17 protein-coding genes are annotated in these 13,736 nt (G+C 66.6%); 8 read left to right on the top strand and 9 right to left on the bottom strand.

Annotated features, from left to right (window positions below):
* A partial coding sequence (locus tag AX681_RS19320) for an endonuclease/exonuclease/phosphatase family protein (RefSeq protein WP_066682642.1) occupies positions 1 to 704 on the top strand: 704 nt, incomplete at its 5' end.
* 6 nt (positions 705 to 710) lie between these two features.
* Here AX681_RS19320 and AX681_RS19315 read toward each other — a convergent pair.
* Positions 711 to 1,970 (bottom strand): aspartate kinase, encoded by a 1,260-nt coding sequence (locus tag AX681_RS19315; protein ID WP_066662067.1) that lies wholly within the window; start codon positions 1,968 to 1,970, stop codon positions 711 to 713.
* 66 nt (positions 1,971 to 2,036) lie between these two features.
* Between AX681_RS19315 and ubiG the strand changes: the two genes are divergently transcribed.
* From ubiG to AX681_RS19300, 3 genes are all read left to right on the top strand, one after another.
* Positions 2,037 to 2,768, top strand: a complete 732-nt coding sequence (ubiG, locus tag AX681_RS19310) for a bifunctional 2-polyprenyl-6-hydroxyphenol methylase/3-demethylubiquinol 3-O-methyltransferase UbiG (RefSeq protein ID WP_443026141.1) — start codon at positions 2,037 to 2,039, stop codon at positions 2,766 to 2,768.
* A 276-nt stretch (positions 2,769 to 3,044) separates the two neighbouring features.
* Positions 3,045 to 3,707 (top strand): hypothetical protein, encoded by a 663-nt coding sequence (locus AX681_RS19305; RefSeq protein ID WP_066659248.1) that lies wholly within the window; start codon positions 3,045 to 3,047, stop codon positions 3,705 to 3,707.
* Positions 3,704 to 4,267, top strand: coding sequence for a hypothetical protein (locus AX681_RS19300; protein WP_066659246.1), 564 nt, complete (start codon positions 3,704 to 3,706; stop codon positions 4,265 to 4,267). The genes AX681_RS19305 and AX681_RS19300 overlap by 4 nt, the downstream gene beginning before the upstream one ends.
* Here the strand turns inward: AX681_RS19300 and AX681_RS19295 are convergent.
* Positions 4,264 to 4,635 carry a tRNA-binding protein gene (locus AX681_RS19295; RefSeq protein WP_066659244.1) on the bottom strand — a complete coding sequence of 124 codons (372 nt, stop codon included), beginning with the start codon at positions 4,633 to 4,635 and terminating at the stop codon, positions 4,264 to 4,266. The genes AX681_RS19300 and AX681_RS19295 overlap by 4 nt on opposite strands.
* Positions 4,636 to 4,680: 45 nt before the next feature.
* Between AX681_RS19295 and ung the strand changes: the two genes are divergently transcribed.
* Positions 4,681 to 5,358 (top strand): uracil-DNA glycosylase, encoded by a 678-nt coding sequence (gene ung, locus AX681_RS19290; protein WP_066659242.1) that lies wholly within the window; start codon positions 4,681 to 4,683, stop codon positions 5,356 to 5,358.
* A gap of 92 nt (positions 5,359 to 5,450) precedes the next feature.
* Here the strand turns inward: ung and AX681_RS19285 are convergent, their stop codons facing one another.
* The 6 genes from AX681_RS19285 to argB all read right to left on the bottom strand — a co-directional run bounded on the left by AX681_RS19285 (position 5,451) and on the right by argB (position 10,786).
* The gene (locus AX681_RS19285; RefSeq protein WP_066659240.1) at positions 5,451 to 7,619 is read right to left on the bottom strand and encodes a TonB-dependent receptor; all 2,169 of its coding nucleotides are present in this window, start codon (positions 7,617 to 7,619) and stop codon (positions 5,451 to 5,453) included.
* A gap of 106 nt (positions 7,620 to 7,725) precedes the next feature.
* Positions 7,726 to 8,325 carry a hypothetical protein gene (locus AX681_RS19280; protein ID WP_231733715.1) on the bottom strand — a complete coding sequence of 200 codons (600 nt, stop codon included), beginning with the start codon at positions 8,323 to 8,325 and terminating at the stop codon, positions 7,726 to 7,728.
* Positions 8,322 to 9,197, bottom strand: coding sequence for a bifunctional methylenetetrahydrofolate dehydrogenase/methenyltetrahydrofolate cyclohydrolase FolD (folD, locus tag AX681_RS19275; RefSeq protein WP_066659253.1), 876 nt, complete (start codon positions 9,195 to 9,197; stop codon positions 8,322 to 8,324). Before folD ends, AX681_RS19280 begins: the two co-directional genes overlap by 4 nt.
* Complete coding sequence (locus AX681_RS19270) at positions 9,187 to 9,498, bottom strand: DUF167 domain-containing protein (RefSeq protein ID WP_231733714.1); 312 nt, start codon at positions 9,496 to 9,498, stop codon at positions 9,187 to 9,189. Before AX681_RS19270 ends, folD begins: the two co-directional genes overlap by 11 nt.
* Positions 9,495 to 9,809: a YggT family protein gene (locus AX681_RS19265; RefSeq protein ID WP_331710036.1), complete on the bottom strand. Its 315-nt coding sequence runs from the start codon at positions 9,807 to 9,809 to the stop codon at positions 9,495 to 9,497. Before AX681_RS19265 ends, AX681_RS19270 begins: the two co-directional genes overlap by 4 nt.
* A 77-nt stretch (positions 9,810 to 9,886) precedes the next feature.
* Positions 9,887 to 10,786: an acetylglutamate kinase gene (gene argB, locus AX681_RS19260; protein WP_066659239.1), complete on the bottom strand. Its 900-nt coding sequence runs from the start codon at positions 10,784 to 10,786 to the stop codon at positions 9,887 to 9,889.
* An 82-nt stretch (positions 10,787 to 10,868) separates the two neighbouring features.
* On the opposite strand from argB, the gene AX681_RS19255 reads away from it, so the two are divergent.
* Positions 10,869 to 11,159 (top strand): autorepressor SdpR family transcription factor, encoded by a 291-nt coding sequence (locus tag AX681_RS19255; protein ID WP_066659238.1) that lies wholly within the window; start codon positions 10,869 to 10,871, stop codon positions 11,157 to 11,159.
* A complete protein-coding gene (locus tag AX681_RS19250) occupies positions 11,159 to 11,530 on the top strand; it encodes an ammonium transporter (protein WP_197421883.1) in 372 nt (123 codons plus the stop codon). The genes AX681_RS19255 and AX681_RS19250 overlap by 1 nt, the downstream gene beginning before the upstream one ends.
* 138 nt (positions 11,531 to 11,668) lie before the next feature.
* Here AX681_RS19250 and AX681_RS19245 read toward each other — a convergent pair whose 3' ends face one another.
* Complete coding sequence (locus AX681_RS19245; protein WP_066659236.1) at positions 11,669 to 12,304, bottom strand: queuosine precursor transporter; 636 nt, start codon at positions 12,302 to 12,304, stop codon at positions 11,669 to 11,671.
* A gap of 115 nt (positions 12,305 to 12,419) precedes the next feature.
* Here AX681_RS19245 and AX681_RS19240 point away from each other — a divergent pair, with 115 nt between their 5' ends.
* Positions 12,420 to 13,688, top strand: coding sequence for a NupC/NupG family nucleoside CNT transporter (locus AX681_RS19240; RefSeq protein ID WP_066659234.1), 1,269 nt, complete (start codon positions 12,420 to 12,422; stop codon positions 13,686 to 13,688).
* Positions 13,689 to 13,736 lie beyond the last annotated feature (48 nt).

The raw sequence follows: 13,736 nt of genomic DNA, 5'->3' as shown, positions 1-13,736 counted from the left end.
CGTTCAACATCTGGCACGACGCGGGCAACTGGCCGCTGCGGCTCAAGCTGATCGTCGATGCGCTGCGGGCTGCCGATGCCGACGTCATCGGCCTTCAGGAAGTGCTGCAGGATGCGAAGAAGAACCTGCCCAATCAGGCCGAGACGATCGCCGCCGCGCTGGGTGGCTATCGCGTCGAGTTCATGTCGACCTCTCCCGTCGGCGCGGCCAATCGCTATGGCAATGCGATCCTGACCCGCCTGCCGGTGGTCGAGACTGCGACGATCAAGCTGGAGCCGTTCAACGACTATCGCACCGCGCTGCGCGTGCGGGTGCGCAGCGACGGGCGGCTGGTCGACATCGTCAACACGCACCTGGCCCACCAGCCTGACGCCGGACCGGTGCGTGCGCAGCAGGTCAACGGCCTGCTCGGCTGGCTGCCGACCGACGATGTGCCTTTGGTACTGATGGGCGACTTCAACGCCCCGCTCGACGAGGCCGCGCTCGCGCCGATTGCGATCCGGGGGCTTGAGCCGGCGCTGACGCCGGGGACGGTAGACACGACGCTGGTGGTTGCGCGCGGGCACAAGGCGCGGGTGATCGACCATATCTTCGCCGATCCGCGCGCGTTCGAAGTCAGCGACGCCCGCCGCTTTGCCGATGCGGTGAGCGGGGAATTCCCGTCAGACCATTATGGCGTCGCAGCAACGCTCACGCCGCGCTGAGCCAGCTCAGGCGGCGTCTGCCTCCGGCGCATCGAGCCCATAGGCGGTGTGGAGCACGCGGACGGCGAGTTCGGTCTCGTCCTCGTGGATCAGCACCGACACCTTGATCTCGCTCGTCGTGATGGCGAGGATGTTGATGCGGCGCGCGCCCAGCGTATCGAACATCGTCGCCGCAACGCCGGCATGGCTGCGCATGCCCACGCCGACGACGCTGACCTTGGCGATCTTGGTATCGTGGATCAGCTCGTCATAGCCGATCGGCCCCTTCGCCTTTTGCAGCAGGTCAAGCGCGCGGGCGAGTTCGGCGCGCGGCACGGTGAAGGTGACGTCGGTCGACCCAGTCGCATGCGCGATATTCTGGACGATCATGTCGACATTGATTCCGCCTTCGGCCAGCGGGCCGAAGATGTGCGCCACCGCGCCGGGGCGGTCGGGGACGTTGGTGAGCGTCACCTTGGCTTCGTTCTTGTCGGCGGCGATGCCGGTGATGAGCTGCCGTTCCACGTCGTTGATCTCCTCTTCGCCGACGATCAGCGTGCCGCGATGGCCTTCGTCGTCATGCGTGTCTTCGAACGAGGAAAGGACGCGCACCCGCACCCCCTCCTTCATCGCCAGCCCGACTGAGCGGGTCTGGAGCACCTTCGCCCCGACGCTCGCCAGCTCCAGCATCTCTTCATAAGTGACCTTGGTCAGCTTGCGCGCGCGCGGGACGATGCGCGGGTCGGTGGTGTAGACGCCGTCGACATCGGTATAGATGTCGCACCGGTCCGCCTTCATCGCCGCCGCGACCGCGACCGCGCTGGTATCCGATCCACCGCGACCCAGCGTGGTCACGCGATTGTCTTCGGCCAGACCCTGGAACCCCGGGATCACCGCGACATGGCCGTCCGCCAGGCTGGCGTTGAGCGCATCGGTATCGATCGTGTTGATCCGCGCGCTGGCATGCGCGCTGCTGGTATGGATCGGCAGCTGCCAGCCGAGCCAGCTGCGCGCCGGCACCCCCATCGCCTGCAGCGTGATCGCCAGCAGGCCGCTGGTCACCTGCTCGCCCGACGCGACGACGACATCATATTCGCGCAGGTCATAGAGCGGCGAGGCTTCCTTGCAGAAGCCGACCAGCCGGTCGGTCTCGCCCGCCATCGCGGAGACGACGACCGCGACCTGATTGCCCGCCTCCCACTCGCGCTTCACGCGCGCGGCGACGTTGCGAATCCGCTCGATCCCGGCCATCGACGTGCCGCCGAACTTCATCACGATACGCGCCATCTGAACCTGTCCCCCAAAGTCCCGGTTGGGAAGCTGTGGGCGCGCTGATAAGAGGGGGGGATGGCGATGACAAGCAAAGCAACGATTGACCCGCGTGAAGCTGAACATTTCGGTCGGCTGGCGGCGGACTGGTGGAATCCGAAGGGCGAGTCGGCGATGCTCCACCGGCTAAACCCGGTGCGGCTGCGCTACATCCGTGAGGCGATCGACGCGCATTGGGGCAGCGACCCGCGCGATTTCGCGCCGCTCAAGGGCCGGACGGCGCTCGATGTCGGCTGCGGCGCGGGGCTGTTGTGCGAGCCGCTGGCGCGGATGGGCGCGCAGGTGACGGGCGTGGACGCGGCGCCCGAGAATATCGGCGCAGCGCGCGCGCATGCCGAAGCGGCGGGCCTGGCGATCGACTATCGCGCGGGCGAGTTCGAGACGCAGGTCGCGGGTCGCCGGTTCGACCTCGTCACATCGATGGAGGTGATCGAGCATGTCGCCGATCCGGCGGCGTTCGTGCGCGGCCTGGTCGCGGCGCTGGCGCCGGGCGGGCTGATGATCCTGTCGACCCCCAACCGCACCCCGCTATCGCGGCTGGCGATGATCACGGTGGGTGAGGGGCTGGGCATGATCCCGCGCGGCACGCACGATCACGCCAAGTTCCTGACGCCGGAGGAGCTGACCGCCCTGCTCGAGGATGCCGGGATGGCCGTATCCGACCTGCGCGGGCTCAGCTTCTCGCCCGGCGCGGGGTTTCATCTGAGCGACGATACGGCGCTCAACTATCTGCTGACCGCGCGGCGATCCGCGTAACGGTCGGGGATTCGTGGCGACCGGTGGATCCGGTCGAAGATCGTCGTTGAGGGTTTTTCGCTTGGCGAAGCTTGCGGCTGCGGGCGGTCGTCGGTCATGTGCCTCTCCTGATCTGGCGGCACCATGTCGTCCTGCTGGCCGGTGAGCGTCATGAGCAAAGCATGAGATCGCAGTGAACGGCTAGAGCAGCCGCCTTTACGGCGTATCCGACGCTGAAACCATCTTGCCTTGCGCGATCCGGCCCAGCAGACTTGTGATCCAACCAGGGGGGATTCTATGTTGCTCGCACTTCTGCGCGCGCTCATTGGCGCGACGCTGGCTATCGCCATGATCATCGCCGCGCCGGCGCAAGCGGCCAAATATTATATCGAAAGCAAGCTGGGCGAACTGACCGCCGAGCAGCGCGCCAAGGTCGAAAAGCCGCGCCCGGTCCAGCTCATCTTCCAGTTCACCACCGACCAGAAAGCCAATCCCAAGGCGACCAAGTATGTGAAGGAGCAGGTGTTCAAGCTGGTCCGCGAATCCGGCGCCTTTTCGGAAGTGCTGGAAACGCCGGTCGAGGGCGGCGCGATGCTCGCAATCACGATGGACAATATCGTGCAGAAGGATGCGGCGGGGAAGGGGTTCGTCACCGGCCTGACCTTCGGCCTGGCCAAGACGGTGGTCCGGGACGGTTATTTGATCGTCGCCGAATATAATGCCGCCGCCGGCGCGACGCCGATCCGGCGTGAGGTAACACATGGCCTTTGGCTGACGATGGGCACCAAAGAGGTGCCTGGTCCGGAGCTGCTCCAGGTCAAGAACGCGGTAATCGGGATCGAGACCATCGTCCGTCAGGGCATCGGGCACGCGGTGAATCAGCTCGCGCTGGACCCGGCCTTCGCTGGCACCGTGCCGACCGATCCGGCCGCCGCCGCACCGGCCCAGCCCGGCGCATGAACCGCCGCATCCTGCTGCTAACGGGGCTGAGCGCAGCGCTGGCGGGGTGCAGCGCCACCGCTGCCCCGCCGTCCGCGTCGCCGCGGGCCGTGCGCGCGGCCAGCGCGCCGCAGATTCCGCCGCTCGCCATCGGCGCGTTCCGGATCGGCCCCGGCCTGTCGCCGGCGTCGGATCGCGCCGTCGGCCTGCGCGCCGCGCGCCTGTTGCCGCCCAACAAGACCTCGTTCGCTGCCTATCTCGGCGAGACGCTGGCCGAGCAACTGCGGCTGGCGGGCAAGCTCGATCCGAATGCACGCTTCACCATTTCGGCGGAGCTGGTCGAAAACTCGGCGAACCCGAAGATCGGTCAGGCAACCGGCGCACTCGCCGCCCGGTTCCGCGTCACCGAAAATGGCGCGGTGCGGATGGACAAGACGCTGCGGGTCGAGGCGAGCTGGAACTCGTCGTTCATCGGTGCGGTCGCGATCGACGCCGCGGAGCGCGAATATGTCGCGCTCTATTCGCAGCTGGTCGAAAAGCTGCTCGAAGATCCCGATTTCCGGCAGGCGGTCGCGCGTTAGAATAGCCGTCCGCCATTCGGCACCGGCACGCTCGGGTGGAACAGCATCACCTTCCCCTCCGCATCGGGGAAGCCGAGCGTCAGCACTTCCGACATCATCGGGCCGATCTGGCGCGGGGGGAAGTTGACCACTGCGGCGACCTGTCGCCCGGGCAGGTCGTCCAGCGTGTAATGCTCGGTGATCTGCGCCGAGGAGCGCTTGACCCCGATCGCGGGGCCGAAGTCGATGGTCAGCTTGAACGCTGGTTTGCGCGCTTCCGGGAAGGGTTCGGCGGCGAGGATCGTGCCGATACGGATATCGACCGCGAGGAACTGGGCGAAGTCGATCTGCGGCGCGGCGGGGGCGTCGGCGGCGTGGGTCATGTGCATCACGCTCGATTGACACAGCTGGTTGGATTCGCCCAGTCCCGGTGCATGACCGTAAAGCTGCACCCAAGCTGGCTCGCCCCGCTTCAGCGCGAGTTCGACAGCCCCTATATGGCCGATCTGCGCGCGTTCCTGCTGGCCGAGAAGGCGGCGGGGAAGCGGATCTTCCCCAAGGGCAGCGACTGGTTCCGCGCGCTCGACCTGACCCCGCCCGAAAGCGTCCGCGTCGTGATCCTCGGGCAGGACCCCTATCATGGCGAGGGGCAGGCGCATGGCCTGTGCTTCTCGGTCCAGCCCGGGGTGAAGGTGCCGCCGAGCTTGGTGAACATCTACAAGGAGCTGAAAAGCGATCTTGGCATCGATCCGCCGAAGCACGGCTTTCTGGAGCATTGGGCGAAGCAGGGCGTGCTGTTGCTCAACAATTGCCTGACGGTCGAGATGGGGCTGGCGGCGTCGCACAAGGGGCGCGGGTGGGAGCGGTTCACCGACGCGGTGGTGGCACAGGTCAACGCGCTGGCCGATCCGGTGGTGTTCATGCTGTGGGGCAGCCATGCGCAGAAGAAGGCCGCATCGGTCGATCCGCGCCATCTGGTGCTGAAATCGGTCCACCCCTCGCCGCTGTCGGCGCATGGCGGGTTCTTCGGCTCGCGCCCGTTCTCACAGGCCAATGCGTTTCTTAAGGCAAATGGGCGCGGCGCGATCGACTGGGCGCTGCCGGAGATATAGCCCGTCGCCCCGGCGCAGGCCGGGGCCGCCAAGTGGCGAAGAAATCCGCTCAAACCTGGCGGCCCCGGCCTGCGCCGGGGCGGCACATTTGATCAGAAGCTCAGCCGCGCCGACACGCGGATGTCGCGGCCGGGGAGCGGCACGAAATCCTTGGTGAAGCTGGCGTGGCGGCGCGCGTCGACGTCGAAGATGTTGTTTGCCGACAGGATGATCGCGGTCTCGCGCTGTTCACCCAGCGGGTGCCAGGTGAGCGACGCGTTGACGAGCGTGAAGGCGGGGGTTTCGGTCTCGAACGCGGCGACGCGGGTCTGGCGGATCGCATGCTCGACCTCGACTCGGCCCCCGAACGCACCCTTGCTGGCGTCGATGCCGGCGAGCACGCGGAAGGGCGGGATGCGCGGGACCGCGCTGCCATCGCCCAGCTCGGCATTCACATAGTCCGCGACCACATTGCCGCCGAGCGAGAAGCCACCTTCGCCGCCATCGATGAACGTCGCGGAGACTTCGCCTTCGACGCCCAGATACCGGGCATCGGTCTGGAAGAACTGGAACACCGGCAGTTCGTCGATCTCGTCGCCGGTTGCGACCTCATAGATGTAATCGTCGAACCAGTTGGCATAGCCCGTGATCTGGAACCGCACCGGCCCCGCGACGCCGCGCGCATAGACTTCGCCGCCCCAGCTCTTTTCGGTGCGGAAATTGGGGTTGCCGACTTCATAGGCCTGGGTCGCGACGTGCGGGCCGTTGGAGAAGAGTTCCTCGGCCGAGGGTGCGCGGACGGCGCGCGACACGTTGAATCCGACCTTCACCTCCGGTGCGACCGAATAGGACAGGCCGAGCGCGCCCGAAAAGGCGTCGAAGCGCCGGTCGAACGGACCGGTCGGGCCATCCTCGACCAGGTCGAGCTTGACGGTGTTCGAGCGCACGCGCGTGTGCTCGTAGCGCAGCGCGCCCTCCAGCCCGATCGCGCCGAGATCGACTTCCTGAAGCGTGAACAGGCCATATTGGTCGGTGACGTTCTTGGGCACGAACGCTTCGGCACCGACGGCGTTGAAGTTGCGGGTAAAGGCCTGGAATCCGGTCACCCCGCGCCAGCCGTTGCGATTCGCCTGAACCAGTTCGAGCCGGCCTTCAAAGCCTTCATTGTAAAAGACGGTGCCGACCTCGTCGCCTTCGAACTCGGTATGTTCATAGTCCGAATAGCCGACCCGGACGCGCAGCGCGTCGACCAGTCCGCCGCCGATCTTGACCTCGCCGCGCATATCGGCGCGGAACTGCTGCAGGCCGATCGTGACATCGCCCTCTTCCTCGTGCGGTGCCGGGGCACCGCCGCCAGCGCCATGGTCATGATGCGCACCGGGCCGCGTCGGGACGCCGTAGCGCGTGTCGTAATAGCCGGCGGAGAAGCCGAGGCTGCCGCCATCGTTGATCAGCGCGACACCGCCGCCCACCGAATAGGTGCGCGTGCCGCTATTGGGCAGGCGCCCGCGGCGGTTGGCATTTTCCAGCGCCTCGGCTGCTTCGTCGAGATGGCCTTCAGCGGTTTCCTCTTCGGCGATCTCGAGCTGTTCGGCGCGCAGTGGAGCGCTCAGCACATAGCCGCCAACGCGCAGATCCTCGCTCTTGCGATAGCTGCCATCGATATGCGCGACGATCTGCGGCGTGATCGCGAAGTCCACCGCCGCGCCGCCGCCGCGCTCGTCCGCGGCCGAGCCATAGGCGCCGATCGCGTCGACATGGAAACCGTTTGCCGGCACCGCGCGCGGGATGCGGCGGTCGAGCACGTTGACCGCGCCGCCGATCGCCTGGCTGCCGAACAGCAGCACGGCAGGGCCGCGCAGCACTTCGATCCGCTCGGCGGTCAACGGCTCGATCGACACGGCGTGGTCGGTCGAGGTGTTCGATGCATCGAGCGTGCCGAGGCCGTCGGTCAGCACGCGCACGCGCTCACCCTGGAAGCCGCGCAGCACGGGACGCGACGCGCCCGGGCTGAACGAGGTCGCCGACACGCCCGGAACCTGGGTCAGCGAATCGCCGATCTGGCCGCGAATGTCGCGCACCAGCTCGTCGCCGGTGACCACCGACGTGCCCGCCAGCAGGTCGAGGCGTTCGACGCCGGGCGCGCTGATCACCACTTCCTCGGTCGCCTCGCCATGCACCGGATTGCGGCTCGAACGGTCACGCTCGGCATGGTCGCTGGTCTGGGCAAGGGCGGGGGCGGCGAGGATGCTCGTGGCGAGCAGGATCGTGCTGAATTTCATGGCGACGCAATTTCCCTGAACTGATTTGCACGCTCTCTTAGGTGCTATGATACAACGTCACAAGGGAGAATTTGCTGCATTGCGACGAATGCGCGTCCGGCTGCGATCAGTCGGCGGGCGCTGCGACGCGATCCTGGACTACGGGTTCGTACCGGCTCCCGTTCCATAGCGATGCGGTGAACCGCCGCGCATCATCGGCATCGACTTCCCAGCGCCAGATCAGCGTGCCGTCGGGCGAGGCACCGCCGCCGCTGCGCTCGCCGCGCGCATGGGCAGGCGGGACGGGCTTGCCGCCGCATGCCGCGCGGCGGACTTTTGGCGGCTCGGGCAGTGCGCGCGGCGTGGCCAGCGCGTCGCCCGCGTCATAGCTCCACTTCCAACCGCCATCGCCCTGACGGTGCCAGACGGTGGTGAAATAGCCCGATCCGCCGGGCCGGACCCAGGGGCCGGTGTTGACCGCCGTCGAGCCATCGCACGCGACATAGCTTTCCGCCGGCCACCATTGCACCGCGATGACGGGTTCCTTGCGGTCCTTCAGGAACGCCTGCGCATTCGACGGCTGGGGCAGGAACATCACCGCGTCGTCGGTGGCAAAGGCGCGGAACGCGGTCCATTGCCCCTGCGTCTGCGCCATCCGGTTGAACGCGCGCTCGGCGTCGACCGCGCTCGGGCCCTGCATCGCGAGAAGCAGGGCCAGCGCGATCACAGCACGCTCGCGTCGAAGTCGATATCGGCGTTGCGATACGCTGCGACCAACGTGTTGCGCAGCAGGCAGGCGATGGTCATCGGCCCGACGCCGCCCGGCACCGGAGTGATCGCGCCCGCGACCGATGCGGCGCTGTCGAATTCGACATCGCCGACCAGTGCGCCCTCGACCCGGTTGATGCCGACATCGATGACGGTCGCGCCGGGCTTGAGCCACTCGCCCTTGACGAAGCCTGCCCGACCCACTGCCGCGACGACGATATCGGCGCGGCTGACATGGTGCGCCAGGTCGCGGGTGCGCGAATGGGCGAGGGTGACGGTGCAATTGGCGGCGGTCAGCAGTGCCGCCATCGGCTTGCCGACCAGGATCGAGCGTCCGATCACGATCGCGTCGAGTCCGGACAAGTCGCCGATCTGATCCTGCAGCAGCATCAGGCTGCCGAGCGGAGTGCATGGCACCAGCCCGTCGATGCCGAGCGCCAGGCGGCCTGCGCTGACCGGGGTCAGCCCGTCGACATCCTTGTTCGGATCGATCGCCGCGACCACCGCCTGCTCGTCGAGATGGCGGGGCAGGGGCAGCTGGACGAGGATGCCATCGACTGCCGCATCGGCGTTCAACTGGCGCACCAGGGCGATCAGCGTATCCTGGGTCGTGTCGGCGGGCAGGCGATGTTCGAAGCTGGCCATATTGGCGGCGACTGTCGCCTTGCCCTTGCTGCGGACATAGACGGCCGAGGCAGGGTCGTCGCCGACCAGTACCACCGCGAGGCCAGCCTTGCGGCCCGCCTGCGCCTCGAATGCCGCCGCAGCCTCGCCCACCCGGGCGCGCAGGTTTGCGGCGAATGCCTTACCGTCGATAATCTCAGCGCTCATGCCCGGCCCCATAGAGCGCTGCGGCGATTCCCGCCAGTCTCTCGGGATCGCCCGCGATCGACAGGCGCTTCACCCGCGCCGTGTCCCCGGCGATCAGCGTCACGTCGCGCCTTGCCACCCCGAACGTCTTGGCGACCAGTTCGATGAGTGCCGCATTGGCCGCGCCCTCGACCGGCGGCGCGGCGATGCGCGCGGCGAAATGCTCTGGCGTCCCGGCGAGCAACACGCTTTTCGACGCGCGCGGGGTCGCGCGCACCGCGATGATCAGGCCCGGCGGCGCTTCGCGCCAGGGCAGGCTCACGCCGCCGAGCTGGCGAGCGCCATGGCGAGGTTGGGGATCACCGCATAGTTGATGATCGCGATCAGGATCAGCACCACGAACGGCGCGAAATCCATCGGGCCGGTATCGGGCAGGATGCGGCGGATCGGGCGATAGATCGGCTCGGTCAGCGTGTTCAGACCACGCCACAGTGCGCTGACGAAATCATTATAGGTGTTGATCACGTTGAACGAGATCAGGATCGACAGCACCGCCTGGATGACGATGACCCACCACAGCGCGTTGAGCAGGATCTGCACGATCCCGAAGAGCATGTTCAGAAACGGGTCCAATCGGGCCTCCGGTGTTGTGCCATATTTCTAGAGGAAAATGGCGGCTATCGGCAACTGTGGTAGCTATATAATACGGCTCAGCGGTGGACCAAGGTACCCGCGCCCTGCGTCGTGAAGATTTCGAGCAGCATGGCATGCGGGATCCGCCCGTCGAGGATGACGGCGGCGTCCACCCCGGCATCGACCGCGGCGACGCAGGTCTCGACCTTGGGGATCATCCCCCCGCTGATCGTGCCATCGGCCTTCAGCGCCAGGATGCGCCCGGGGTCGAGGTCGGTCAGCAGCTGCTTGTCCTTGTCGAGCACGCCCGGAACATCGGTCAGCAGGAAGAAGCGCGCGGCCCCCAGCGCTCCCGCGATCGCCCCCGCCATGGTGTCGGCGTTGATGTTATAGGTATGGCCGTCCGCGCCCAGCGCGATCGGCGCGATCACCGGGATGAAGCCCTGTTCGCTCAGCGTGGTCAGCACCGATGCGTCGACCGCCACCGGCTCACCGACGAATCCCAGATCGACATGGCGCTCGATCCCCTGCAGCGGATCGGCGGCATCGCGCTGCACCTTGCGCGCGGTGACCAGCCCTGAATCCTTGCCCGAAATGCCCAGCGCCTTGCCACCCGCCGCGCTGATCCAGCTGACGATTTCCTTGTTGATCGATCCGGCCAGCACCATTTCCGCGATGCGCGCGGTTTCGGCATCGGTGACGCGCAAGCCGCCGACGAACTGCGATTCGACGCCGAGCCGCTTGAGCATCGACCCGATCTGCGGCCCGCCGCCATGCACCACCACCGGATTGATACCGACGGCTTTCAGCAGCACCACATCCTCGGCAAAATCGCGCGCCAGTTCGGGATCGCCCATCGCGTGGCCGCCATATTTCACGACGAACGTCTTGCCCTTGTAGCGCTGCATATAGGGCAGCGCGTCGGTCAGCGTCTCGGCCTTGGCCAGCATCGCGGGATCGGGTGCGTGATCGGTCATGCCGCGCCCTTAGCCGCACTTGCGCCGCTGGCAAAGCGGTGCGTCGCTTGACTCAATTCGATAATTAGCTAAATAACGAATCATGAGCATGGTCTTCAAGGCATTGTCCGATCCCACTCGCCGCCGCGTGCTGCAATTGCTGCGCAAGGGGCCGATGAGCGCGGGTGACCTGAGCGATCAGTTCGACGTGTCGAAACCGACCATGTCGGCGCATTTCGCGGTGCTCAAGGATGCCGACCTCGTCCACGCCGAAAAGGCGGGGAAGTCGGTAATCTACCATTTGAAGCTCTCGGTGCTGGAAGAAGCGCTGCTGGGCTTTGTCGATTCATTCGGGGGTAGTGGATCGTCCGCGCCCGACAAGGAGCGTGCATGATGAACAGCGAAACCAAGGTCAGCCTCGCCTGGGGCGTCGGCATCGTCGTGCTGGCATTGGGCCTGAGTTCGGCGCGCAGTGCCGGAGTTGTCGATCAGGATACGGTCACCCGCATCGTGCTGGGCGCGACCGGCCTGATGGTCGCGTGGTTCGGCAACATGATGCCCAAGCGCTTCGTCTCCAGCGAACTCGCGCGCAAGGTGCACCGCGTCGGCGGCTGGTCGCTGGTGATCAGCGGGCTGATCTATGCCGGGGCGTTCGCGGTGCTGCCGATCCAGACGGCGGTGTTCGTCGGTGGCGGTGCGATCATCGTCGGCCTCGCGATCACCATCGGCTATTGCCAGTCGCTGCGGACCAAGGCGCGGGCGTGACGGAAATTCCTCCCCTGGAAGGGGAGGGGGACCGCGCCGAAGGCGTGGTGGAGGGGTGTCCCGCTCACGATAGCGCGACACCCCTCCGTCAGCACTGCATGCTGCCACCTTCCCTTACAGGGGAGGAATAGCGAGGGCTCACGCCCGGTCCAGCCGACGCCCGAGTGCGACAAAGGCATAGATCAACACCGGCACCAGCAGCGCCGACAGCGTGATCTTCGAAATCAGCTGGCCGACCAGCAGCGGGCCGATCGGGAACTCGCCGTAAAAGGCGAGGGTGATGAAGATCAGCGTATCGACGATCTGGCTGAGAATGCCCGCAACCCCGGCGCGCAACCACAGCATCTTGGACCCTTCACCCCCGCGCATCGCGCTGAAGATGGTGACGTTCAGCGTCTGCGACACGCCATAGGCGACGATCCCCGCGCCCCAGATGCGCCATGTGGTCCCCAGTATCAGCTGGATCGCGTCGCGATATTCCGGCCCCATCTTGGGCGAAGCGGGCAGCGCCCAGACCAGCCAGGACAGCAGCATCGACGCGAGCAGCGGGATAAAGCCGAACCGCACCAGCTGGTTCGCGGTCGCGCGGCCGTGGAGTTCGGCGATCGCGCTCGACACCGCGACGAGCAGCAGGAAGGCGAAGATCCCCGCCTCCACCGCCAGCGGCCCCAGTGCCACCTGCTTGTTACCCAGCACGCCCGCAATGCAGACCATGCCGCCGTAAAAGATGGAAAGGACGAAGAGCGAGCGCGTCAGCGGAGCCGGTGAAGTCATTGCGCTGCGTAACGCGGTTTCACGCGATACGGAAGCACCTAGCGGCGACCGAAACGCACGCTATGGTGCGGTCCCGAACGCTGCGCGCAAGACGCGGCACGAAGGGGTCTTTTAGTTGAACAATCTTCCGATCGGCATTCTCGGCATCGTCGCGATTCTCGCGATCGCCTTCCTGCTCTCCTCGAACAAGCGCGCGATTCGGCTGCGGGTCGTCGGCCCGGCCTTTGCACTGCAGGCCGGGATCGCCTTCCTCGTCCTATACGTCCCCGCCGGTCGCCACGCGATCGAGACGATGGCAAAGGGCGTTTCGGCGCTGCTCGGCTATGCCCAGGCGGGCACCGACTTCATCTTCGGCCCGCTCGCCCGGCCCGAGGTCGGCGGCCAGAGCTTCGCGATCGCCGCGCTGCCGGTCATCATCTTCTTCGCCGCGCTGGTCTCGGTGCTCTATCATCTCAAGATCATGCAGTTCCTGGTCCGCTGGATCGGCGGCGCGATCGAGAAGGTGACCGGGGTCAGCAAGGTCGAATCGCTGTGTTCGGCCGCGAACATCTTCGTCGGCCAGAGCGAATCGCCGCTGGTGATCCGCCCCTATCTCGCCAGCCTCACCCCGTCGCAGCTGTTCGCGATCATGTCGGTCGGCATGGCGGGCGTCGCGGGGACGATCCTCGCCGCCTATGCCGCGATGGGGATCAACATCCAGTATCTGCTCGCCGCCAGCTTCATGGCTGCGCCGGGCGGCTTGCTGATGGCCAAGATCATGATGCCCGACGAACCCGTCGCGAAGCAGGATGAACTGCCGCTCGAGGACACGCTGGTCGATGGCGAGGAAGCGGTGATCCGCGCGGTCGAGAATGAGGTGGACGAGGAGCGCGCCGCCAACATCATCATGGCCGCGGCAATGGGTGCGCAGACCGGCGTCAAGATCGCGGTCGCGGTCGGCGCGATGGTGCTGGCGTTCGTCGCGCTGGTCGCGCTCGCCAACGGCCTGCTCGGCGCGGTCGGCGGCCTGTTCGGCTATCCCGAGCTGACCTTCCAGGGGATCATCGGCACCGCGTTCGCACCGGTCATGTTCCTGGTCGGCATTCCGTGGAACGAGACGGCGGCGGCCGGCGGGCTGTTCGGCACCAAGATGGTGCTCAACGAATTCGTCGCCTTCCTCAACCTCGGCGACACCCAGGGGCTGAGCCCGCGCAGCACCGCGATCATCACCTTCGCGCTGTGCGGCTTCGCCAATTTCAGCTCGATCGCGATCCAGATGGCCGCGACCGGCAGCCTTGCGCCGAATCAGCGCCCGATGATCGCCAAGCTCGGGGTCAAGGCGCTGCTCGCGGGCAGCCTCGCGAACCTGCTGAGTGCGGCGCTGGCGGGGCTGATGCTGCCGTGATCTGGCTGGCGGCGGCAGTCTTTTGTCTTCCGCCGCCCGGCATTGAGC

It is taken from the genome of Sphingomonas sp. CCH9-E2 (assembly GCF_001557215.1).
Classification (GTDB): Bacteria; Pseudomonadota; Alphaproteobacteria; order Sphingomonadales; family Sphingomonadaceae; genus Sphingomonas.
This window is presented reverse-complemented; position numbering and strand designations above follow the sequence as displayed.

Excerpts from the sequence above, each read along its gene's own strand:
- AX681_RS19245 (WP_066659236.1), bottom strand. The coding sequence starts at position 12,304 with ATGACTTCACCGGCTCCGCTGACGCGCTCGCTCTTCGTCCTTTCCATC.
- argB (WP_066659239.1), bottom strand. The coding sequence starts at position 10,786 with ATGACCGATCACGCACCCGATCCCGCGATGCTGGCCAAGGCCGAGACG.
- AX681_RS19250 (WP_197421883.1), top strand. The coding sequence starts at position 11,159 with ATGAACAGCGAAACCAAGGTCAGCCTCGCCTGGGGCGTCGGCATCGTC.
- AX681_RS19300 (WP_066659246.1), top strand. The coding sequence starts at position 3,704 with ATGAACCGCCGCATCCTGCTGCTAACGGGGCTGAGCGCAGCGCTGGCG.
- AX681_RS19315 (WP_066662067.1), bottom strand. The coding sequence starts at position 1,970 with ATGGCGCGTATCGTGATGAAGTTCGGCGGCACGTCGATGGCCGGGATC.
- AX681_RS19295 (WP_066659244.1), bottom strand. The coding sequence starts at position 4,635 with ATGCACATGACCCACGCCGCCGACGCCCCCGCCGCGCCGCAGATCGAC.
- ubiG (WP_443026141.1), top strand. The coding sequence starts at position 2,037 with ATGACAAGCAAAGCAACGATTGACCCGCGTGAAGCTGAACATTTCGGT.
- ung (WP_066659242.1), top strand. The coding sequence starts at position 4,681 with ATGACCGTAAAGCTGCACCCAAGCTGGCTCGCCCCGCTTCAGCGCGAG.
- AX681_RS19305 (WP_066659248.1), top strand. The coding sequence starts at position 3,045 with ATGTTGCTCGCACTTCTGCGCGCGCTCATTGGCGCGACGCTGGCTATC.
- AX681_RS19255 (WP_066659238.1), top strand. The coding sequence starts at position 10,869 with ATGAGCATGGTCTTCAAGGCATTGTCCGATCCCACTCGCCGCCGCGTG.
- folD (WP_066659253.1), bottom strand. The coding sequence starts at position 9,197 with ATGAGCGCTGAGATTATCGACGGTAAGGCATTCGCCGCAAACCTGCGC.
- AX681_RS19285 (WP_066659240.1), bottom strand. The coding sequence starts at position 7,619 with ATGAAATTCAGCACGATCCTGCTCGCCACGAGCATCCTCGCCGCCCCC.